Source organism: Sphingomonas adhaesiva, from assembly GCF_002374855.1.
In the GTDB taxonomy this organism is placed as follows: Bacteria; Pseudomonadota; Alphaproteobacteria; order Sphingomonadales; family Sphingomonadaceae; genus Sphingomonas; species Sphingomonas adhaesiva.
This window is the reverse complement of record NZ_NWVC01000003.1, coordinates 419077-440918: the sequence shown is the minus strand read 5'-3', so window position 1 is coordinate 440918 and position 21842 is coordinate 419077. Positions and strand designations below refer to the sequence as shown.

Genomic DNA, 21842 nt, shown 5'->3' with positions numbered 1-21842 from the left:
CGATGGAAGCGTTCGACGTCAACCAGATCGCCGATCCCGCGATCTACGGCGATCCCGCACGGTTGCAGGCGTTCATGACGTGGCTGCGCACCGAACATCCCGTCGCCCGGGCGGAACCGCCCGGGTACCGGTCCTTCTGGGTGCTGACGCGCCACGCGCATATCCGCGAGGTGGAACGCCGCGCGGACATCTTCAACGCCGGCCCGCGCAGCACGCTGATGCCGGTCGAGGTGGAAGAGATGAACCGCCAGTTCTTCGGGCTGGAGGCCGGGGTCGAATCGCTGGTGATGATCGACGGCGCGCGCCACCAGGAATTGCGCGCGATGACGCAGGATTATTTCCTGCCCAAGAACATCCGCCGACTGGAGGCGATGGTCGACGGGCTGGCGGACGAATTCGTCGGGCGTCTGCGCAGCTTTGCCGGCGGGCGCTGCGACATCGCCGCCGACGTGGTGTTCTGGTACCCGCTGCGCGTCGCGATGACGATCCTGGGCATCCCGCCGGCGGACGAGGCGCGGATGCTGAAGCTGACGCACGAGATTTTCGGGGCAAGCGACCCGGCGGTGCGCCGGCCGGGGCTGACGATCGGCGAACATCTGACCACGGTCGTGCAGGAATATGCCGCCTTCTTCGCGGAGGTGAATGCGCGCAAGCTGGCCGACCCGCAGGACGATGTCGGCACGCTGATCGCCCGCGGGCTGGAGGGCGCACGCGACCTGACCCCGTCGGAACGGCTGGGCTATTACGTGATCGTCGCCACCGCCGGCCATGACACCACCGCGGCCTCGATCGCCGGGGGGATCAGCGCCCTCATCGACGATCCGTCGCTGATCGCGCGCCTGCGCGACGATCCCGCCTTGGTGAAGAGCTTCGCCAACGAGGCGATCCGCTACACCGCGCCGGTCAAGCATTTCTTCCGCACCGCGACGCAGGATTACACGATCGACGACGTCGTGATCCGCGCGGGCGATCACGTCATGCTCAACTACGGCGCGGCGACCCGCGACGATGCGGTGTTCCCCGACGCCCAGCGGTTCGTCGCGGATCGCACCCCCAACAACCACCTCGCCTTCGGCTACGGCCCGCACCAATGCCTGGGGCAGTTCGTCGCCAAGCTGGAGATCGAGGCGTTCTTCCGCGCCTTCAGCCGCAACGTCACGTCGGTCGTGGCGGACGGGCCGGCGCTGTACACCCAGGCAGCCTTCGTCAGCGGGATTCGCAGCCTGCCGGTGCGGCTGGAGATGGCGGCGGAGGCATCGCACGCCGCCCACTGATACTTCGCCCTACCCCCGCCGGTCGCGGCGTCGGCGGGTCATCAGGTCGGGGCGGGGCGGCGGCACCCAGCCGGCGGGCGGCTCGACCCGCTGCCGGCTGGTGCCCAGTCCCATGCTACCGGGGCGCTGGCGTTCCAGCCCCTGCGTATCGGCTGCGGCCGCCTGCGCGTCGCTGGCGCCGCCACGGATCAGGTTGATACGATCGCGCAGCCGCCGCGCCTCCTCGAAATCCAGCGCCGCGGCGGCGGCCTCCATCTGCGCGTGCAGCGCGGCGATATCCTCGGTCATGCGCGATCAACGCATCGCGCGCCGGATCGGTGCGTGTGCGCGGACTATGCTACGCCGCGAACCATGAACCGCACCGCCTCGATCGATTCGCTGCGCCAGGCGCTCCACGCCGGGCGGGCAGCCGCCGTCGCGCAGGCCGCGGCGCAGCAACTGGCGGCGACGCCCGACGACATCGACCTGCTCGAAATCGCCGCGCTCGCTGCCGAGGCCTGCGGCGACCCGGCGCGCGCCGAACGCTGCCTGCGCCATCTGGTCACGGTCGCGCCGGACGCCTTGTGGGCGCGCGACGACCTAGCGCATTTTCTGTTGCGCCACGGCCGCGATGACGAAGCGGAGGCGGTGGCGCGCGATACGATCGCGATCGCGCCGGACGGCCCGGCCGCCCACGCCTTCGTCGGGCAGCGGATGATCCAGCGCGAGGCGCTGGTGGAGGGCGCGTGGCATCTGCGCGTCGCACGCCGCCACCTGCCCGCCGCACAGGCGGCGCAGCTGGCGCCCGCGCTGGGTCGCGCGCTGCTGCGGCTGGGCGAGCCGCAGGACGCCGCCGCGCTGGCACGCGAGGCACTGGCGGCCGCGCCCGGCGCGCTCGACGCGGCGATCCTGGCGACCGAGGCGGCCGAGCAATCGGGCGACGCCCCCGCCGCCGAGGCGGCCTTCGCGCACGCCGAACGGATCGCCGCCGCCGCGGGCCGCGACGTCGCCTTGCTGGACGCGCGCGTGCTGGCGATCGGCGGGCGCTGGCGCGAGGCGCTGGCGCAGCTCGACCGGCTACCCGACGATGCCGGTGGCGCGGCGCTGCTGCTGCGCGGGCGACTGCGCGACCGCGCCGGGCGGCACGAGGCGGCGTGGCGCGATCTGGTGGCGGGCAAGGCGCGGCTCGCCCGTCCCTATGATCGCGACGCGGTGGACCGGCGGTTCGCGCAGCAGCGCACATGGCCCGCAGTGCTGCCCGCCGCCCCACCGCGCGGCGACGTCGCGCAACCCGTGTTCATCATGGGGATGCCGCGATCGGGCACAACGCTGCTGGAACAGATCCTGTCGGCGCATCCCGATATCCGCGCCGGCGGCGAACTGCCGTTCGTGGCGCAGCTGCGCGGCTTCGCCCACGGGCTGTTGGGCACCGACCTCCCGCTGCCGGTCTCGGTCGCGCGGCTGCGGATCGCCGACCGGCACCATCTGCCGGCACTGTTCCGCGATTTCTACCTTGCGCGCGCACGGCAATACGGGCTGGACGGCGGCGCGCGATTCTTCACCGACAAGATGCCGCTGAACGAGGTCGACGCTCCGCTGATCCGCCTCGCCTTCCCCGACGCGCCGCTGCTGCTGATGCGCCGCCACCCGCTCGACACATTGGTGTCGATGATGGCGCACGACATGACGCATGGCGCGAACTGCGCCTACCGGCTGGAGGATGCCGCGCATCACCTGGCGGGTGTGTCGGATCTGGTCGTCGACTATCGCGAGCGGCTGGGCATCGCCCCGCTGGTCGTCCGCTACGAGGATCTGGTGACCGACGCGGCGGCGCAGGTGGCGCGCGTGATGGCCGCGATCGGCCTGCCCCCGCACCCGGCGCAACGCGATTTCCACCGCCAGTCGCGCCACGCCCCCACGCCGAGCCATGCGCAGGTGCGCGAGCCGCTGCACGCCCGCTCGGTGGAACGGTGGCGCGCCCACGCGGCGTCACTCGCGCCGGTCGTCCCGGTGGTCGCCGCCGCGCTGGAACGGGGCGGCCACACCGTCTGACGCCGCGCGGTCAGACGCGCAAATACCAGCCGCGCTTGTCCATATAGGCGATCGGATACCAGACGATCGCGACGAAGATCGCCACCGGCGCCAGCGCCGCCACCTGCGTGCCCGTCACCGGTGCCAGCCAGCGGAACGGCAGCTGGATCGCATCGCCGGTCAGGATGATCGACGCCAGGTCATGCAGCACATAGGCGGCGATCGCGTTGCGCCCGAAACTGCCGAACAGGTCGCCCTTCGTCGCCGGGCGGTCGTCGCGGTCGAACCAGGCGTGGAATGCGCCCAGCAGCGCCACCGTCAGCCCGGTGGAGAGCAGCACGAAGCTGCTGGTCCACAGGTTCTTGGCGATCGGGAACACCAGACCCCACGCCAGCCCCGCCGCCATCCCCGCCACTCCGGCGACGAACAGCCGCTTCGCCGCGGCAGGCACCGGCAGCCCTCGGCGCAGGTAGTCGCCCGTCAGCGTGCCCAGCAGCCCCTGCGCGATCGCCGGCAGCGTGCCGAGCAGCCCTTCGGGATCGTAGCCGTCCGGCCCCTTCACGTAGCGCCAGTTGCCGAACACTTCGCGGTCGACCCAGGACACGAAATTATGCCCCTGCACCCACAGGTCGGTGGCGCTGCCGTCGGGCATCGGCAACAGGCACAGCCCCCAATAGCCGACCAGCAACGCGCCCGCCGCGATCGCCCGCGCCCGCCCGCTCATCCGCGGATAGAGGATCGCGCAGATCGCGAAGACGATGCCGATCCGCTGCAGCACGCCCGGCAGGCGCGGCACATATTTGTGGAAGTCCGCCAGGAAGAACATGTGCCCCAGCAGCAGGCCCAGCAGGATCATCCGCCCCGCCCGCGCCAACACGCGCCGCGTCGCCGCCGCGCCGCCCGCGTCGGGCTTGGCCGAAATCGCGATCGACACGCCCACCATCGTCAGGAACGCCGGGAACACCGTGTCGGCCAGCGTGAAGCCCGCCCAGTCGGCGTGGAGCAGCGGCGCGAACACCGGCTTGTCCATCCCCTGCACCCCGGCGGTGGCGTTGACGGTGATCATCCCCGCCACCGTCACCCCGCGCAACAGGTCGAGCGAGCGCAGCCGCCGCCCGGCCCGGTCGTGCGGGTCACGCGGCCCGGTCGCGACCGGGCCGACGGGACCATCCGCGATGGGGGAGGAAGGGTGTGCAGCGGCGGTCATGTCCATTCTCTCCCCGATCCGGCGCTCAATAGGTCAGCCGCAGCCCGACGTAGAAGGTGCGCCCGTTGTCGTAATAGGCACGCGGGATCGCCGGGTCGCCGACGAAATAATAGAGCTTGGCGTTGGTGATGTTCTGCGCATCCGCGCTCAGCGCGATGTGCGGCGTCACGTGGACCAGCAGCGATCCGTCGAGCTGCCCGAACCCGTCCTGCCACATCGGCGTCGCACGATCGATGCCCGACCGGAACTTCGACCGGTAGCTGTACGCCAGCCGGGTGCTGATCAGCTTGTCCTCGTAATAGCCGGTCAGGTTCCAGGTGTGCTTGGAATTGCCGTCGATCTCGCGGCTGAAATTGTCCGCCGCGGTCACCGCATCGGCGTTCTTCTTGGCATCCGAATAGGTGTAGTTGGCGATGAAGCCGAAGCCGCCGTAGATCGGCTGCTGCCAGTTCACCTCCACGCCCTTGTTGACGCCGCCGCCGCCGTTGACCGGCTCCTCGATCAGGAAGGTGGCGCCATTGGGGTGCAGCACGGTGCGGTAGAAGCGCCGCGACGTCGTGGTGGTGATGTAGTTGCTGATGTCCAGCGCGAAGACACCGACCGACAGCAGCGCCTGCGGCCCATAATAGAATTCCGCCGCCAGGTTGAACTGCCACGCGCGGAACGGGTCGAGCCGCGGGTTGCCCCCCGCGCTGCCCGACAGGCTCAGGTCGTCGAGCGAGAAGGCGCCGGCCAGTTGCGCATAGCCCGGCCGCGACATCACCTTCGCCACCGCCGCGCGCAGCAGCAGCTTGTCGGTCGCGTTGTAGGTCAGGTTGGCGCTGGGCAGCACGTCCCAATACGACCGGCCGTCGTTCACCGCGCCGAACTCGCCGAACTTGTTGATGATCGTCGGCGTGACATTGGGCGAATATTGCAGCGTGCTGATGTCGGTATGGATGCTGCGCAGGCCGATGTTGCCGCGCCAGTTGCGGTCGTTGCCGACCTTCGCCATCGCATAGAAGGACGCATCGTTCTCCTTCACCGAGAAGCTGGAGGGCGGATAGAAAGCCTCGCTGACGCCGCCGCGGGTGTTCAGGATCGCCTCCACCTTGCCCAGGTCCGCCAGCGAATAGCGCGTCGCCGCGCCGATCCGGCGGTTGAAGTCCGCCGGGGTGGTCGCGCCGGCATAGACGTCGAACAGCCCGATCTGGTTGGTGTTCGACGCGCCGTTCTGCGGGTCCACCGCCGGCGTCTCGTTACCCGCCCACAGGATGCCGGTGGCGTTGACCGCACGCTTGTGGCTGGTGAAGCGCGCGCCGGTCTTGATCGAGCGCAGCCAGCTCGAGTCCGGATATTGCTGCTCCAGGTCGGCCTGGGTGTAGAATTCCGTGTCGGGCGAGATCGTCGAGCCGCCCCACGTCCCGCTGAAATAGTTCTTCAGATAGGCCGCCGACGTCGGATCGGTCGGCAGGCCCGGATAGCTGATCGTCGCGCCCTTGCCCGCGATCGCGTAGCTCATGCCGGTCTGCCAATAGCTTTCCCAGGCGCGCTCCTTGCTGGTTTCGCCGCGCCCCTCGGTGTAGCCGATGTTGGCGTGGACGGTCAGGTCGTCGGCCGGGTTCCACCTGGCCTCCAGCGTCCCGTTCCAGGTCGAGGAGAAGGCGCTGCGGAAGATATCGTCCTGCACGCGCCCGAACGCCGCCTGCCCGCCCGCACCGGTCGCCCCCCAGGCGGCGGAGGTGAGGTAGGTGATCCCGTCGTACGACTTGGTCGTATATTGACCCAGCGAATAGCCCGGCGTTCCCGGCGTCGAGTTTTCCGCGACCAGCTTGCTGGTCCACGCCATGCTGTTCACGTTGACGTTGTTGGCGCTCATCCGCGTGTACAGGCCGGTCGCGGTCAGCTCCAGCCGGTCGGTCGGCTTGAACTGGACGGTGACGGTCCCGCCCTTGCGGATACGCTCCTGCGTGAAATAGGCATTGCCGATCAACGCCGGATAGGCGACGTCGACGCCGCTGCCGGCGAAATTCTCCTGCGTGGCATAGCCGAGGAACTCCTGCCCGTCGCGGCGGAACGCGCGCGCTTCGTAGAAGCCGGCGGCGAGCACACCCAGCGTCCCGGCCTTGTTCTTCCAACTCGCCACGCCCGACACCTGCGGCTTCCACTTGTCGGACAGGTCGTTGTACACACCCTGCGCGGTCAGGTTGAACGTGCCCGACGGCAGGTCCAGCGGCATCCGGCTGTGGACGTTGATCGTGCCGCCGATCCCGCCCTCGGGAATATCGGCCTGGGCGCTCTTGTACACCTCCAGGCTGCCGACGATCTCCGACGGGAACATGCTGAAGTTGAAGCTGCGCCCGCCGTTCGCCTGGTCCAGCACGAACCAGTCGCCGGTCGCCAGGCTGTGCCCGTCGAGCAGCGTCAGGTTCAGTTCCGGGTCGGTGCCGCGGATCGACACCGACTGGTTCTCACCAAAGCCGCCGCCCGCCGACGATCCGGTGACGACGTTGACGCCGGTCAGCCGGCCGAGCGAATCGGCGACGTTCTTGTCGGGAAACTTGCCGATATCCTGCGCGGTGATGACTTCGGACACCATGTCCGACTTGCGCTTCTGGTCCAGCGACGCCTGGATCGAGGCGCGGATGCCGGTGACGACGATGTCGTTGCCATCCTCCTGCGCGCCGCTGCGCAGCTGCGCGGCGCCGACCTCGCCCTGCACCTGATCGGGCGTGACGGCCGGCGGCGGCGCATCCTGCGCCCGCGCGGTGGCCGATGCGGCCAGCGCCATCATGCTGACGGACGACAGAATCCCCTTGACGAACATCACCGGCCCCCAATGCAAATGTAATTATTTGGTACTACCGATCGCTCCAGCCGCGCTCGATCCACGGTCGCGGAACGACTGATATGGATAAGGAAGCACCGATTTGTTACGCGATGCAAGCCCAAATATGACGTTTGTGTATCTGGATGTTTCTAACGTCATATTTTGGTATTGTGCACCGGAGCAGGCCGTGACACCATCCGGTCCGCCGGGCATCACGACCCGCGCACTATCCGTATCGGAAGGACCGGGATGCCGTTGATCGCGTCGCTGCTCGCCTCACTGCCCCTCGCCGGATCGGCCCCCGCGCCCGATCTCGCCGCGCTGGCCGGGGGGCTGGGCTATCGGGTGACGGTGGTCGACAACCGCCCGACGACCTGCCCCCCGCCGCCCGCGGACCCCGCCGCCGCGCCGGTGCCTGCGGGCGCCCCCACCCCGCCGCCCCCGCCCCGGCGCTGCATGATCGCCGATATCGACATCGACACCCCCGCCGGGATCGTGGTGCCCGCCGGTCTGGAGATCCGCACCAGCCTGATCGGCAGCGTGCTGGCGCTGGACAGCGACGATTTCACCAGCCGTACCGTCAACGGCGACGTCACCGTCTTCGCGGTGCGCCCCGGCCGCACGCTGGCGCCGGGGCGGCACTACCGGTTGCGCCTGACCACCACGGTGCCGTTCTTCTCGCGCTCGTTCGTGATGCCCAATGCCGCGCTCGCCGCGCCGGGGATGGCGCCGGTGGTGATCGCCGCGACGCGCCCCGGTACCGATGCGGCCACGGGGCTGGAAACGCAGCCCTATGTCGCGCCGATGACCGACGAGCCGCGGCTCGCCACGGCCGATGCGGTCGACCGCAACGTCTGGCTGACCCCGGCCCGCGCCTTCGCCCGCTATGCCGCGCGCGGCGACGCGGCACGCCCGGATATCGCGATCCTCCCAGCCCCCGCGCAGGTCGAGCGCCCGGACGGCGCGCCGCTGGACCTGACTCGCGGGGTGCGCGTGACGCTGCGCGGCGTGACGCGCGCCGCGATCGCGCCGGCGCTCGACGGCCTCACCCGCGCCGGGGTGGGAAGCGGCGCGGTACCGCTGTCGATCGCGGTCGGGAATGCGGCGCTGCCGGCGGAGGGCTATCGCCTGACCGTCGACGCGCGCGGCATCGCGATCGCCGCGCACGACGCCGCCGGCGCGTCCTATGCGCTGCGCTCGCTGGCGCAGCAGGCCGCGCATGAAGGCCGCCGGATGAAGCCGCTGACGATCGTCGATGCGCCGCGGCTCGGCTATCGCGGGCTGCATATCGACATCGCGCGCAACTTCCACGGCCGCGTCGAGATCCTGCGAATCATCGACCAGATGGCGGCGATCAAGCTCAACACGCTGCACCTTCACCTGGCCGACGACGAAGGCTGGCGGATGCAGATCGCGGCGCTGCCCGAACTGACGCAGGTCGGCGCCTACCGCTGCCTCGACCTGGACGACCGCGCCTGCCTGCAACCGCAGCTGGGCGCCGACCCGGCGCGCGGCGCGCCCACCAACGGCTACCTGACCGAGAGCGATTATCTGGCCATCCTGGCCGCGGCGAAGGCGCGGCAGATCACCGTCGTCCCCTCGTTCGACATGCCCGGCCATTCGCGCGCCGCGATCAAGGCGATGGAGGCGCGCTACCGCCGGCTCGCCGCCGCCGGCCGCATCGCGGAGGCCGAACGCTACCGGCTGGTCGAACCGGCCGACACGACCCGATACCTCAGCATCCAGCTGTACGACGACAATACGCTGAACGTCTGCATCCCGCAGACCTATCGCTTCCTCGACACCGTCGTCGCGGCGATGGCGCGGCTCCATGCGAAGGCCGGGGTTCCGCTGCGTCTCTACCATATCGGCGCGGACGAGACCGCCGGCGCGTGGCGCGATTCGCCCGCCTGCCGTGCGGAGGCGGCGCGCACCGGCACGCCGATCGCGCATCTCGGCGCGCGCTTCGTCGAACGGGTGGCCGCGATGCTGGCGGCGCGCGGCATCCGCGCGGGCGCGTGGAGCGACGGGCTGACCCATGCCGATGCCGACAAGCTGCCCGCGCAGATGCAATCCTATGTCTGGGGCGGGCTGTTCGGGCCGGGCGTGGCGGAGGCGCATGCCCACGCCAACCGCGGCTGGCCGGTGATCCTGTCGATCCCCGACGTCACCTATCTCGACATGCCGCAGGCGGTGTCGCCCGACGAACCCGGTGCGACCTGGGCCACGCGGGAGATCGACCTGTTCCGCCTCTATGCCTTCATGCCCGGCAATTTGCCCGCCAATGGCGCGGTGGTGACGGATATCCTCAACCGTCCGGGCACGATCGCCGATCCGGTACCGCTCGCCCCCGGCCACCATGTCGCCGGCATCCAGGGGCAATTGTGGAGCGAGATGGTGCGGCGCGATTCGCAGGTCGAATACATGCTGTTCCCGCGGCTGTTCGCGCTGGCGGAACGCGGCTGGTCGACGCCGGCGTGGGAACCGGCCTACACGCCCGGCGCCAGCTATTCCTATGGCGATGCGCGGGTCGACAGCGCCGCGCTGCTGGCGGGCTGGCGCGACTTCGCGGGCCGTGTCGCCGAACGGCTGACCGCGCTGGAGGGCGACGGCATCATCTATCGCCTGGCACCGCCCGGCGCGCGGATCGTCGCTGGCCGGCTGGAGGCGAACAGCGAACTGCCGGGGACCGCGATCGACTATCGCCCCGCCGGCGGCGCCTGGACGCGCTACACCGGTCCGGTCGCGGTGGGCGGCGCGACCGAGTTGCGCACCGTCACGCACGACGGGCGCCGCGTCAGCCGCACGATCACCGTCGTCCCGGCGCGCGCGGCATGGCAATGACCCGGCTCGCCGCCGCGCTCGCACTCGCCGCACCGCTGCTGCTCGGCGCCGCCCCGCGCGCCGACGACTGGCACGATCCGGCGCTGTCGCCCGATCGCCGCGCCGCGCTGGTGCTGGCGGCGATGACCCGCGAGGAAAAGCTGGCGATGGTGATCGGCGATTTCGCGTCGGACCAGGTGGGCAAGCCGGACGCGCACCCGCCCGCCGCCGCGCGCGAAGGGTCCGCGGGCTATGTGCCGGGCGTGCCCCGGCTCGGCATCCCGCCCTTGTGGGAAGCGGATGCCGCGATGGGCGTCGCGACCCAGCCGACCGCGCGCACGTCGCGCCCGGCGGTCGCGCTGCCCAGCACGCTGGCGACGATCGCCAGCTGGGACGAAGGCGTCGCGCGGGCCGGCGGCGCGATGATCGGCGGCGAGGCACGCCGCTACGGCTTCAACGTCCTGCTCGCGGGCGGCATCAACCTGACGCGCGAGCCGCGCAACGGGCGCAATTTCGAATATGGCGGCGAAGACCCGCTGCTGGCCGGGCGGATGGTCGGCGCGCAGATCGCGGGCATCCAGTCGAACCATATCGTATCGACCGTCAAACATTACGTGCTGAACGCGCAGCAGACCGATCAATTCACGCTCGACGCGCGGATCGACCCGGCGGCGCTGCGCCAGTCGGACCTGCTGGCGTTCCAGATCGCGATCGAGCGCGGGCGGCCGGGGGCGGTGATGTGCGCCTACAACATCGTCAACGGCGCCTATGCGTGCGAGAATGCGCCGCTGCTGCGCGACGTGCTGAAGGCGCGCTGGGGCTATCCCGGCTGGGTGATGTCGGACTGGGGTGCGGTCCATTCGACCGTGGCATCGGCCAATGCGGGGCTGGATCAGGAATCCGCCGCCACCTTCGATGCGCAGCCCTATTTCGGCGCGCCGCTCGCCGCCGCGATCGACGCCGGGCAGGTGCCGGCCGCGCGGCTCGACGACATGGTGCGGCGCATCCTGCGCGCGATGTTCGCCAACGGGCTGTTCGACCACCCGGTCGCGATCGCCCCGATCGACACCGCCGCCGACACCGCGGTGTCGCAGGATGCGGCGGAGAGGGGCGCGGTGCTGCTGCGCAACGCCCGCGCCACGCTGCCGCTGCGCGCAGCGGCGCTGCGCCGCATCGTGGTGATCGGCGGCCATGCCGATGCCGGCGTGCTGTCCGGCGGCGGTTCGTCGCAGGTGCATCCGCGCGGCGGCTCGGCGGTGAAGGGGCTGGCGCCGACCGGCTGGCCCGGCCCCGTCATCTACCTGCCGTCCTCCCCGCTGGCTGAGCTGCGCCGCGCGATGCCGGGGGTGACGATCGACTATCTCGACGGGCGCGATCCGGCCGCCGCGGCGCGCGCCGCCGCCCGCGCCGACGCCGCGATCGTCTTCGCCACGCAATGGACCGCCGAATCGCAGGACACCTCGCTCACCCTGCCCGATGCGCAGAACGCGCTGATCGACGCGGTGGCACGCGCCGCGCCGCGCAGCGTCGTGGTGCTGGAAACCGGCGGCGCGGTGCTGATGCCCTGGGCGGAGCGGGTCGATGCGATCCTCCAGGCCTGGTATCCCGGCGCGGGCGGCGGCGCGGCGATCGCGCGGCTGCTGACCGGTGCGGTCAATCCGTCGGGCCATTTGCCGATCACCCTGCCGCGCGACGACCGTGCCGGGCGCTGCCGCCCGTTCGGCGGCGCACCGACACCGGGCGCCCGCTTCACGGTCGATTATTGCGAGGGCGCGGCGGTCGGCTACAAGGCGTTCGACCGCGACGGCATCGCGCCGCTGTATCCCTTCGGCCACGGCCTGTCCTACACCCGCTTCGCCTTCGCCGCGCCGCGCATCGCGCGCGATGCGCGCGGCCTTCATGCGACGACGGTGATCCGCAACACCGGCGCGCGCACGGGCGCCGCGGTCGCGCAATTGTATGTCGAGCGGGTCGGCGGCGGCTGGGAAGCGCCGCGGCGGCTGGCCGGCTGGGCGCGGCGCACGCTGGCGCCGGGCGCGCGACAGGCGGCGACGATCGCGATCGACCCGCGCCTGCTGGCGACGTTCGACACCGCCGGCGGGCAGTGGGTGATCGCCCCCGGCCGCTATCGCTTCCGCATCGGCGCCTCGTCGCGCGACCTGGGACCACCCGTCGACATCGTACTGCCCGCGACGCGCTTCGGCGCGTGATGGCGGTTCAATCCCTTCGCAAACCGCTTTAGGGACGCTTCCAGAGCGACAAGGGGAGAGACGCGCGATGCGGCCACCGATCACGATACAGCCGGGGGCCGCGACGCGTGCGGGCGTTCCCGGCGGCGATCCCGATGCGCACCTGGCGTCCATTCCGGCGTGCGGCGCGCTGGGCATGTGTGTCGTCGCGGACGGCGACCATGCACTGGCGCTGGCGCTCGATCCCCGGCTGCCCGCCACGCGCACCGCCGGCGGCGGGATCGATCCGGGCGCCGCATTGCTGCTGGCCGATCAGGCGACCGCCAACGGCATCTTCGCCACGATGCCCGCGCCCAGCCCGATGATGACGCTGCAATTGCGCGTCGACTGGATCGCCGCGCCGCGCACCGGCACGCTGGTCTGCGCCGTCGCCGACGTCGTGCGTGACGGCGATCTGGCGCTGGTGCGCGGCATCCTGCGCGACGACGACGGGCTGTCGGCCACGGTGACCGCGCGCTATCTGGTCGGCGCGATGCCCGGGGGCTTCCGCGACGTGCCATTCGGCGACGGCACCACGCCGCCCAGCGATGCCGCGTCGTTCGATGCTTGGCTGGACATACAGGACGGCGGGGAGGCGCTGACGATCGTCCCACGCCCCGATCATGTCGGTGCGCGGTTGCTGCCGGCGTTCCACGGCGGGGTCGTGTCGGCACTGATCGAGCATGCCGGGCGCCGCCATCTGGCACCGGGGTTCCGCGCGCTGGACACCGACGTGCGCTTCCTGGCGCCCGCGCGCGCCGATCTGCCGCTGCATGCCAGCGTCCAGCCGCGGCGCAGCGGCCGCCGCGCCGCGACGATCGACATCACCGCCTATCAGGACGACCCGGCCCGCCCGGTCGCGGTCGGCCGGCTGACCGCGATCAGCGATGCGCCGGCGACCGTGACCGCCTATCGCCTGGCGCAGGCCTAGGGCGCCTCCACCCGCAGCGTCGCCAGCGCCGCCAGCGCCATCACCCCCGCCGCGCACGCCATCGTCCACACCGGCTCGGTCGGGAAGGCGATGCGGACGATCGTCCCCATCACCGTCGCCACCAGTAGTTGCGGCACCACGACGAAGACGTTGAACAGCCCCATGTAGATGCCCAGCTTCGCCTGCGGCAGGCTGGAGGCGAGGATGGCATAGGGCATCGCCAGGATCGAGGCCCAGGCGATGCCGATCGCCACCTCGCTCAGCAGCAGCATGTGCGCGTCGCGCACGAGCAGGAACGACAGGAAGCCGAGCGCCCCGATCGCCAGGCACAACGCATGGGCGCGCACCTTGCCCACCGCGCGCGCCAGCGGGCGCAGCACGAACAGCGCCGCCAGCGCCGCGACGCCGTTATAGACCGCGAACAGGATACCGACCCAATTGCCGCCCGCATTGTACGCCGCGCTCGCCGGGTCGGTCGCCCCGAACACATATTGGGCGACGACCGGCGTGGTGTAGATCCACATGATGAACAGCGCGGACCAGGTGAAGAACTGCACCAGCGCCAGCCGCTTCATCACCGGCGGCATTCCCGCGAAATCGCCGACGATATGCGTCAGCAGATGGTCGCGCCGCCCGCTCAGGTACAGCCGCGCCGCCACCAGCCGCGCGATGCCGTACGCGGCGAGCAACGCGGCCAGCAGGTACAATTCCTTCGCCAGCCCCGCCGCCGCGACCAGCGCCGCGGTCGCCCCGCCGCACGCGATCCAGCCCGCCGCGCCCGCCACCGACTGCGGCGGCGCGGGTGTCTCGGCCGTCTGCGCCTCATGCCCGTCGAACCGCGCCATGTCCTCCGGCGCATATTCACGGGTCGTCAGCACCGTCCACAATACCGCCAGGAACAGCGCCGCGCCGCCGATGTAGAAGCCGTAGCGCACCGTATCGGGCACCCCGCCCGGCGCGGCGACATTGGCGATCCCCATCTGGTCCAGGACATAGGGCGTCACCGATCCCACTACCGCGCCCGCGCCGATCAGCGCCGTCTGCACCGCATAGCCGGCGGTATGCTGGTCGCGGTCCAGCATGTCGCCGACGAAGGCGCGAAACGGCTCCATCGACACGTTCAGCGACGCGTCCAGCATCCACAGCATCACCGCCGCGGCCCACAGCGCGGGGGCGTTGGGCATCCCGAACAGCGCCAGCGCCGCCACCGCCGCCCCGGCGAAGAAATACGGCCGCCGCCGCCCGAAACGGCCCCAGGTGCGGTCGGAATAATGGCCGATCACCGGCTGCACCAGCAATCCCGTCAGCGGTGCGGCGATCCACAGCAGCGCCAGATCGTCGACGCTTTCGCCCAGCGACTGGAAGATGCGGCTCATGTTCGCGTTCTGCAACGCAAAGCCGATCTGGATGCCGAAGAAGCCGAAGCTGATGTTCCACAGCCCCGCCGTGCTTTGCCGCGGGCGCCGGTCGGTCGCCCCCGGGGCGGTGGCCATGCCGGTCACTTCGCCCGCGTGCCGCTGCCCGGCGCGACGAAGCGGATCGCCTGTCCGCCCCCCGGCGCCAGCGCCAGCGTCAGCGTGTCGCCACGCCGCACGGGCTTGCTCTCGATCGTGATCGCGTGGCGATCGGCGGTGCGATAATCGGCGTTCGGGCCGTCGCGATAGATTTGCGCGGTATAGGTTTTGCCGGGATCGAGGAAGTCGAGCCGGACGGTCGTGGTACGCGCCTGTTCGTCGCCCACCGACCCCAGGAACCAGTCGTCCGATCCCCTGGCCTTGCGCACGATCGTCACATAGTGGCCGACTTCGCCGTTCAGCACGCGCGTCTCGCTCCAGTCGGTCGGCACGTCGCGGATGAAGCGGAACGCGCCCGGATAGCGGGCATAGGCCTCCGGCGTGTCGGCGACCATCACGACCGGCGAATAGATGACGACGTAATTGGCCAGCTGCTTGGCCAGCGTCGACGGAATGTCGCTGCCGGCATTGCCCTTCAGGCTGACGATGCCGGGGGTGAAGTCCATCGGGCCGCCCAGCAACTGGGTGAACACCATGTTCGCTTCGTGGTTGGGCGGGTTCTTCCCCGCCCAGCTCATATATTCCATGCCCCGGCCGCCTTCGCGCGCGACCCAATTGGGCCAGGTACGGCGCAGGCCGGTGTCTTTGACGGGTTCGTGGCTGTCGATCGACACGTGGTACTTCGCGGCGGTTTCGACGACACGGGCATAGTGGTTCACCATCCACTGCCCCTCATGCCATTCGCGGTGCTGCGATCCGTCGGGATCGGTCCGCTCGATCTGGCCGGCGTCGGTGACATAGCCGGTCTTGACCACCGGGATGCCGTGGTCCTGCGCATATTTGAACGCGCGGTCCAGCTGCGCATCGTAATGGCTGGCGGAGCCGCCGGTTTCGTTGTGGCCGATCAGGTAGACGCCCTTGGACTTGGCGTAACGTTGCAGTTCGGCGGCGTCGAAATCCTCGGTCGGCTGGTCGAACTGCATGTCCTTGCCGTTGCCGAACCAGTCGCCGTCCCAGCCGACATTCCAGCCCTCCACCAGCACGCCCGGAATGCTGTTGGCGGCGGCGAAGTCGATGTAGCGTTTGACGTTGGCGGTGGTCGCGCCGTGCCTGGGCCCGCGCGACCATGTCCATTTGCCGGTGATCATGTTCCACCACACGCCGACGAACTTGCCGGGGCGGATCCACGACGAGGTGTCGCCCAGCCGGTTCGGCTCGTTGAGGTTCAGCGTCATGCGGCTTGCATGATACAGCCCCGGCGCATCGTCGGCGATCGCGATGGTGCGCCACGGCGTCGAAAAGCCCGCGTCGCGGCTCACCTTCGGCACGCCCGATCCGGGGGTCAGGTTCGCCTTGAACCGAGTGCCCTGGAAGCGTTGCAGGTTCATCGCCGCATAATCGACCAGCGCGGCTTCATGGATGGCGACATGCGTGCCGCCGGCCAGCCTGAACGTCGCGACCGTCTGCGCCGTGCCGACGGCGGAGATCGGCGTCGCCTCGTACAGATATTCCTCGCGGTTCCAGCCATAGGCCGGCTTCCACCACGCGGTCCCGTCCTCGGCCAGCGCGAATTCGGTCAGTTCGTCGGCGATGTTGGCGTGGTGCAGCCCCGGCTGGTCGGGCAGCGTGTAGCGAAAGCCGACGCCGTCGTCGAAGATGCGGAACGTCACCTGCATCTCGCGCCGATCATGGTCCTTTTCCTTCAGCCGCACGACCAGCTGGGTGTGGCGGTCGCGGATTGTCTGCCATTCGCCGAACGGCTGGGTCCAGCTGGTGTCGGCACTGGTGGTCCGCGCATCGACCAGCGCGAAATGCCGGTCCAGCTTGGGCGCATCGGTGAACAGGAAACCCAGCGCGCTGTCGGCGATCACCGGCTTGCCCTTGCGCGTGACCGCGTAGGTGGCGCGCCCGTCATTGTCGATCGACACCGCGACGGTGATCGCCTTGTCGGGCGACGCGGCGGTCGCCACCACCTCGGCCAGCGCGGGTTGCGCGGCGACCAGCGCCAGCAGGCTTGCGAACATGCGCATCATCATCCGATCTCCCGTGCGACCAGCCCCGCGGGGCCGGCCAGAATCCATTCCGCGCCCGCGCCGACACGCTCCACGATGCGCCAGCGCGCCCTGTCCGCCGGCGCAACGTCCAGCCGCCCCGCACCGAAGTGGAAGATGCAGCGCAGCACCTCGCCATCGTGCCGGCGCTCGAACACCAGCAGGTCGTCGGTCGCGTCCACCACCGTCATCGTGCCCAGCGTCAGCGCCGCATGGCCGCGCCGGAACGCCAGCAGCCGCCGCGTCAGGTTCAGCAGCGACCCCGCGTCCGCGTCCTGCCGGTCGACCGCCAGCGCGGGGTGATCGCTGCCGGTGGGCAGCCACGGCTCGGCAGTGGAAAAGCCCAGGTGCGCGGCATCGCCCCACCACGGCATCGGCGTACGCGCGCCGTCGCGCGACAGCGTCAGCGGCCAGTTGGCGATCGCCTCGGGATCCTGCAGCTTCTCGAACGGGACGGCGACCTGCGTCAGCCCCAGTTCCTCGCCGAAATACAGGATGATCGTGCCGCGCAACGTGGCGAGCAGCAGCATCTTCATCGCCGCGAACGCGCCTTCCTCGCCCGCCCTGGCCCAGCGCGACACCGCGCGCGGCGCGTCGTGGTTCTCGAACGCCCAGCTCGGCCAGCCGGTGCCCGGCGTATCGGGCCAGCCCTGAACCGCCTCCGCCACCACGCGTGGGGTCAGTTGCGGGGCGTAGAGGAAGTCGAAGCCATAGGCGCTGTCGAGCCGGCCCGGCGCGGTGAACGCCTTCATCTCGCGCTCGCTGTCCGCGCCGCCCACCTCCGCCACGGTGAAGGTCGCGCCATATTGGTCCAGCACGCCGCGCAACCGCTCCAGGAACAGCGGAATGTCCGGGTGCGACTGATTGTACAGGTGCAGCTGGAAATCGAACGGGCGGGTCGGGACGCCGTTGCCGGTCGGCGCGGGCGGATTGTCGGTCAGCGACGGGTGATGCATCGAAAAGTTGATCGCATCGACGCGGAACCCGTCCACCCCCCGCTCCAGCCAGAAGCGCGCCACGTCCAGCAGCGCCTCCTGCACGTCGGGATGGTGGCCGTTGAGCTGCGGCTGGCTGCTCAGGAAATTGTGCAGGTAATATTGCCCGCGCCGCGCGTCCCACGTCCACGCCGGACCGCCGAACACCGATTGCCAGTTGTTGGGCGGCGAGCCTTCGGGCTTGGCGTCGGCCCAGACATACCAGTCGGCGCGCGGATTGTCGCGGCTCGACCGGCTCTGCGCGAACCACGGATGCCGGTCGGAGGTGTGGGCATAGACCTGGTCGACGATAACCTTCAGCCCCAACTGATGCGCGCGCGCGACCAGCGCGTCGAAGTCGGCGAGCGTGCCGAAGATCGGATCGACGTCGCAATAATCGGCGATGTCATAGCCGAAATCCGCCATCGGCGAGGTGTAGAAGGGCGACAGCCAGATCGCATCGACGCCCAGCGACGCGACATGGTCCAGGTGCGCGGTGATGCCCGCCAGATCGCCGATCCCGTCGCCGTTCGCATCGGCGAAGCTACGCGGATAGATCTGGTAGATCGCCGCCCCGCGCCACCATTCGGCGGTGGCGGTGGTATCGGCGGCGATGCGGGGGGAGCGTTGCGCGGTCATCGGGGGCACGGTCGTCATTCGGGGGTCGCCGCGCAGATCGCATAGCCCAGCGGCGGCAGCGTCACGGTGACGCTGGCGGGGGCCGTGGCGGTCGCGGCACAAGGGCCGGCCAGCGCGGTGAAGCGGCGCGATGCCGCCTCCACCTCGACCTGCCGCGTCACCGGCGCGGTGGCGGTGTTGAAGACGAGCAGCACTTCCTGCCGCGTCGCCGGGTCGATCCGCGACACCGCCAGCAACCCGGGCGTGTCCTGGCGATAGCGCAGGACGGTGCTGCCGCGGCGCAGCGCGGGGGTCGCGCGGCGGATGCGCGCCAGCTGCGCGATCTGGCGGAACAGCGCGCCGTCGGTGGCGAAGCTGGCCGTCGCGGTGGTGCGGTCCGATCCGACCAGCCGGTTGTCGTTATAGCTGGCGACGCGGCTGGCGAACATGTCCTCGCGCGCGTCCTGGTCGCCGCCGTCGCCGGAAAAGCCCTGTTCGTCACCCGAATAGATCGTCGGCACGCCGCGCAGCGCCAGCAGCATCGCGTTCGACAGCTTCACCCGGTCCAGCACCTCGGCCTCGCCAGCCTTCGGAAAGGCGCGGCGCACGAACGTCGCGAAGCGGCCGTCGTCGTGATTGCCGGTGAAGGTCGGCAGGGTCCGCCCGGTCGCGACGCCGCCAGCGTAAAGCGCGTCGCCGTCGAACAGCGCCGCGAACGCATCGGTACCGCGCGTCCCCGCGACGGTGTCCGCCACCGCCTGCCGGAACGAGAAATCGAGCACCGCGGGCAGCCCGCCGGTGTGCGTCCATTCCGCCAGCACCGCCGGGCGTACCTCGTGGTCGGATACCTCGCCGAAGATGTGGAAGTGCGCGATGCCGCGCGCGGCGGCGCGGCGCTGCATCGCGGGGACGAACGCCTGCCAGAATGCCGGGTTGACGTGCCGCGCGGTGTCGATGCGGAACCCGTCGATGCCGTACCGGTCGATCCACCCGCCGAAGATGTCGATCATCCCCGCCACCACGCGCGGGTTTTCGGTCATCAGATCGTCCAGCCCGACGAAGTCGCCCATCGTCGCGCTTTCGCCGTGATAGGTGCTGTCGCCGCGATTGTGGTACAGCGTGACGTCGTTCAGCCACGCCGGCACCTTCACGTCGCGCTCGGCCGCCGGGACGTAGGGGGTATAGGCATAGGAGGGATCGGTCAGCCGCGCGAAATTCGCCGCGCTCCGGTCCCCGTCCCCCGCAAACCCGGCATTGATCGCCGGCCCGGCCACCCCGCCGCGCCGCTGATAGGGGTAGTCGGCACGGCTGCGATACGGGCACGCGCCCTGCCCTTCGCATTCGCGCATCCGGATCACGTCGGCGGTGTGGTTGACGATGATGTCCATATACACCTTCATCCCGCGCGCATGCGCGGCATCGACCAGCGCGCGGAAATCGTCGTCGCTGCCCAGATGCGGGTCGACGCGGGTGAAATCGGTGATCCAGTAACCGTGATAGCCGGCGCTTTCCTGTCCCGGCGCGCCCTGCACCGGCTTGTTGCGGAACACCGGCCCGACCCACAGGGCCGTCGCACCCAGCGCCTGGATATAGTCCAGCCGACGCACCAGCCCCTTCAGGTCGCCGCCGTGGTAGAAGCCCTTGTGCGTCGGGTCGAACCCGGTGACCAGCGGCCCGCCCGACAGGCCGCCGCGATCGTTCGCCGGATCGGCATTGTCGAACCGGTCCGGCAGCACGAAATAGATCACCTCATCCTCGGGCAGGCGATCGCGATAGGTCGCAGCCGCCTTCGCCGGCGGGACGGGCGCCGGCGCGGCGGCGGCGGCCTGCCCGGCGAGAGCAAGCGCGACGAACAGCGGCGTCATGCCGCCAGTCCCGCGGGGGCGGCGCAATGCCGGGCGATGATATCGTCGTGACGGGGCATCTGGGCCACCTCCCGAAGGTTGAGCCGGGGCAGGATGTCGAGGAATTCGGCCAGTTGCGCAGGGGTCGGCGCATCGGCCATCGGATGATGCGCGGCGGGGATCACCCCCTGCCCGACCAGCACCTGCAACCACCCCGCCTCGGTGAACAGCTCGTCACGGTCGCGCAGGATGCGCGCCGCGCCGCGCCACAGCTCCAGCTTCGCGCGCAGCGTGTCGGGGATGTCGCCGTCGCGCCGCTCGCGCCAGAACGGCGCGTCGCGCCGGTTGGCGATGTAGTGGAGGATGATGAAGTCGCGGATCCGCTCCGCCTCGAACGCGGTGCGGCGGTTGTATTCGTCGCGCAGCGCGGGCGCCGTCGCGCGGCCGGGCAGCAAGGTGACGAGGCGCTCGATCGCCGACTGGATCATGTGGATGCTGGTCGATTCCAGCGGCTCCAGGAACCCCGACGACAGCCCCATCGCGACGACGTTTGCGTGCCACGCCACCTGGCGCCGCCCGGTGGTGAAGCGCAGCGGGCGCGGATCGCCGACCGGCGCGCTGTCCAGGTTGGCCAGCAACCGCTCCGCCGCCGCCGCATCGTCAAGGTGGCGCGAGCTGTAGACGATGCCGTTGCCGGTGCGGTGCTGCAACGGGATGCGCCATTGCCACCCCGCGTCATGCGCGATCGCGCGGGTATAGGGGCCGGCCTGCACGATCGGCGCGCTCGCGACCGCCATCGCGCGGTCGCACGGCAGCCAGCGGGTCCATTCCTCATAACCGACGCCCAGCGCGCCGCCGATCAGCAGCGCGCGAAACCCGGTGCAGTCGACGAACAGGTCGCCGTCCACCCGGCGGTCGCCCGCCAGCATCAGCGCGGCGACGTCGCCGCTCCCGCCGTCGCGCACGACATCGACGATCCGCCCCTCGACGCGCGTCACCCCGCCCGCCTCCGCGCGGCGACGCAGGAAGGCGGCATATAGCGCGGCATCGAAATGCAGCGCATAGGGCATGTCCGGCAGCATCGACGCCGGCCGCGGCGCCCCGCGCCGCATCCGGTCCGCCTTTGCGGCGACCGCGTTCAGCGCATAATCGCCCAGCGGCCGCGCGACGCCCGCGCGGTGGCCGCGCAGCCACAGGTGATGGAACGCCAGCGTCCCCGAATCGCGCCCGACGTCGCCGAACGCGTGCATGTAGCGATCGTCCGGCGCGCCCCAGCCGGCGAATTCGATCCCCAGCTTGAACGTCGCGCCGGTCGCGCGGATCAGTTCGTCCTCGTCGATGCCCAATGCCTGGTTGAACAGGCGGATCTGCGGGATCGTCGCCTCGCCCACCCCCACCGTGGGAATGTCGTCCGATTCCACCAGCGTGACCGCGAAGCCGTCGCCCAGCAGGTGGATGAGCGCCGCCGCGCACATCCACCCCGCCGATCCGCCGCCGGCGATCACGATGCGCATCGGTCGATCGCTCATCCCGCTCGCTCCCCCTTCTCGCCGCCGCGC

The 21842-nt window shown here is 70.5% G+C and carries 13 protein-coding genes; 5 read left to right on the top strand and 8 right to left on the bottom strand.

The window, feature by feature from the left end; all coding sequences use genetic code 11:
• The first annotated feature begins 2 nt into the window (after positions 1-2).
• Complete coding sequence (locus tag COA07_RS09335) at positions 3-1274, top strand: cytochrome P450 (protein ID WP_066711334.1); 1272 nt, start codon at positions 3-5, stop codon at positions 1272-1274.
• 9 nt (positions 1275-1283) lie between these two features.
• On the opposite strand, the gene COA07_RS09330 is transcribed toward COA07_RS09335, so the two are convergent.
• Positions 1284-1562 carry a UvrB/UvrC motif-containing protein gene (locus COA07_RS09330; RefSeq protein ID WP_066711335.1) on the bottom strand — a complete coding sequence of 93 codons (279 nt, stop codon included), beginning with the start codon at positions 1560-1562 and terminating at the stop codon, positions 1284-1286.
• Positions 1563-1625: 63 nt separating this feature from the next.
• Here COA07_RS09330 and COA07_RS09325 point away from each other — a divergent pair, with 63 nt between their 5' ends.
• Entirely contained in the window at positions 1626-3305 is a 1680-nt protein-coding gene (locus COA07_RS09325) for a sulfotransferase (protein WP_096640849.1), read from the top strand.
• 10 nt (positions 3306-3315) lie between these two features.
• Here COA07_RS09325 and COA07_RS09320 read toward each other — a convergent pair whose 3' ends face one another.
• Positions 3316-4491 (bottom strand): acyltransferase family protein, encoded by a 1176-nt coding sequence (locus COA07_RS09320; RefSeq protein WP_169803568.1) that lies wholly within the window; start codon positions 4489-4491, stop codon positions 3316-3318.
• Positions 4492-4516: 25 nt separating this feature from the next.
• The gene (locus tag COA07_RS09315; RefSeq protein WP_066712325.1) at positions 4517-7297 is read right to left on the bottom strand and encodes a TonB-dependent receptor; all 2781 of its coding nucleotides are present in this window, start codon (positions 7295-7297) and stop codon (positions 4517-4519) included.
• A 252-nt stretch (positions 7298-7549) separates the two neighbouring features.
• On the opposite strand from COA07_RS09315, the gene COA07_RS09310 reads away from it, so the two are divergent.
• From COA07_RS09310 to COA07_RS09300, 3 genes are all read left to right on the top strand, one after another.
• Positions 7550-10144, top strand: coding sequence for a family 20 glycosylhydrolase (locus tag COA07_RS09310; protein WP_096640847.1), 2595 nt, complete (start codon positions 7550-7552; stop codon positions 10142-10144).
• Positions 10135-12333 carry a beta-glucosidase family protein gene (locus tag COA07_RS09305; protein WP_096640845.1) on the top strand — a complete coding sequence of 733 codons (2199 nt, stop codon included), beginning with the start codon at positions 10135-10137 and terminating at the stop codon, positions 12331-12333. The genes COA07_RS09310 and COA07_RS09305 overlap by 10 nt, the downstream gene beginning before the upstream one ends.
• 67 nt (positions 12334-12400) lie before the next feature.
• The gene (locus COA07_RS09300) at positions 12401-13282 is read left to right on the top strand and encodes a PaaI family thioesterase (RefSeq protein WP_066713115.1); all 882 of its coding nucleotides are present in this window, start codon (positions 12401-12403) and stop codon (positions 13280-13282) included.
• Here the strand turns inward: COA07_RS09300 and COA07_RS09295 are convergent.
• From COA07_RS09295 to COA07_RS09275, 5 genes are read right to left on the bottom strand one after another with little or no spacing between them, the layout of a single operon-like run.
• On the bottom strand, positions 13279-14775 hold the full coding sequence (locus tag COA07_RS09295) for an MFS transporter (protein ID WP_066713127.1): 1497 nt from the start codon (positions 14773-14775) through the stop codon (positions 13279-13281). The two genes, COA07_RS09300 and COA07_RS09295, sit on opposite strands and share 4 nt — an antisense overlap.
• A gap of 5 nt (positions 14776-14780) precedes the next feature.
• Positions 14781-16829 carry a glycoside hydrolase family 97 protein gene (locus COA07_RS09290; RefSeq protein WP_096640911.1) on the bottom strand — a complete coding sequence of 683 codons (2049 nt, stop codon included), beginning with the start codon at positions 16827-16829 and terminating at the stop codon, positions 14781-14783.
• Positions 16829-18460 (bottom strand): alpha-glucosidase, encoded by a 1632-nt coding sequence (locus tag COA07_RS09285; protein ID WP_066709588.1) that lies wholly within the window; start codon positions 18458-18460, stop codon positions 16829-16831. Before COA07_RS09285 ends, COA07_RS09290 begins: the two co-directional genes overlap by 1 nt.
• A 14-nt stretch (positions 18461-18474) precedes the next feature.
• The gene (locus COA07_RS09280; RefSeq protein WP_066709565.1) at positions 18475-20304 is read right to left on the bottom strand and encodes an alpha-amylase family glycosyl hydrolase; all 1830 of its coding nucleotides are present in this window, start codon (positions 20302-20304) and stop codon (positions 18475-18477) included.
• On the bottom strand, positions 20301-21812 hold the full coding sequence (locus COA07_RS09275) for a tryptophan halogenase family protein (RefSeq protein ID WP_066709567.1): 1512 nt from the start codon (positions 21810-21812) through the stop codon (positions 20301-20303). The genes COA07_RS09280 and COA07_RS09275 overlap by 4 nt, the downstream gene beginning before the upstream one ends.
• Positions 21813-21842: the final 30 nt, after the last annotated feature.

Bases quoted from the DNA above. Each gene is read 5' to 3' on its own strand.
- COA07_RS09335 (WP_066711334.1), top strand. From the start codon at position 3: ATGGAAGCGTTCGACGTCAACCAGATCGCCGATCCCGCGATCTACGGC.
- COA07_RS09330 (WP_066711335.1), bottom strand. From the start codon at position 1,562: ATGACCGAGGATATCGCCGCGCTGCACGCGCAGATGGAGGCCGCCGCC.
- COA07_RS09325 (WP_096640849.1), top strand. From the start codon at position 1,626: ATGAACCGCACCGCCTCGATCGATTCGCTGCGCCAGGCGCTCCACGCC.
- COA07_RS09320 (WP_169803568.1), bottom strand. From the start codon at position 4,491: ATGACCGCCGCTGCACACCCTTCCTCCCCCATCGCGGATGGTCCCGTC.
- COA07_RS09315 (WP_066712325.1), bottom strand. From the start codon at position 7,297: ATGTTCGTCAAGGGGATTCTGTCGTCCGTCAGCATGATGGCGCTGGCC.
- COA07_RS09310 (WP_096640847.1), top strand. From the start codon at position 7,550: ATGCCGTTGATCGCGTCGCTGCTCGCCTCACTGCCCCTCGCCGGATCG.
- COA07_RS09305 (WP_096640845.1), top strand. From the start codon at position 10,135: ATGGCAATGACCCGGCTCGCCGCCGCGCTCGCACTCGCCGCACCGCTG.
- COA07_RS09300 (WP_066713115.1), top strand. From the start codon at position 12,401: ATGCGGCCACCGATCACGATACAGCCGGGGGCCGCGACGCGTGCGGGC.
- COA07_RS09295 (WP_066713127.1), bottom strand. From the start codon at position 14,775: ATGGCCACCGCCCCGGGGGCGACCGACCGGCGCCCGCGGCAAAGCACG.
- COA07_RS09290 (WP_096640911.1), bottom strand. From the start codon at position 16,829: ATGATGCGCATGTTCGCAAGCCTGCTGGCGCTGGTCGCCGCGCAACCC.
- COA07_RS09285 (WP_066709588.1), bottom strand. From the start codon at position 18,460: ATGACCGCGCAACGCTCCCCCCGCATCGCCGCCGATACCACCGCCACC.
- COA07_RS09280 (WP_066709565.1), bottom strand. From the start codon at position 20,304: ATGACGCCGCTGTTCGTCGCGCTTGCTCTCGCCGGGCAGGCCGCCGCC.
- COA07_RS09275 (WP_066709567.1), bottom strand. From the start codon at position 21,812: ATGAGCGATCGACCGATGCGCATCGTGATCGCCGGCGGCGGATCGGCG.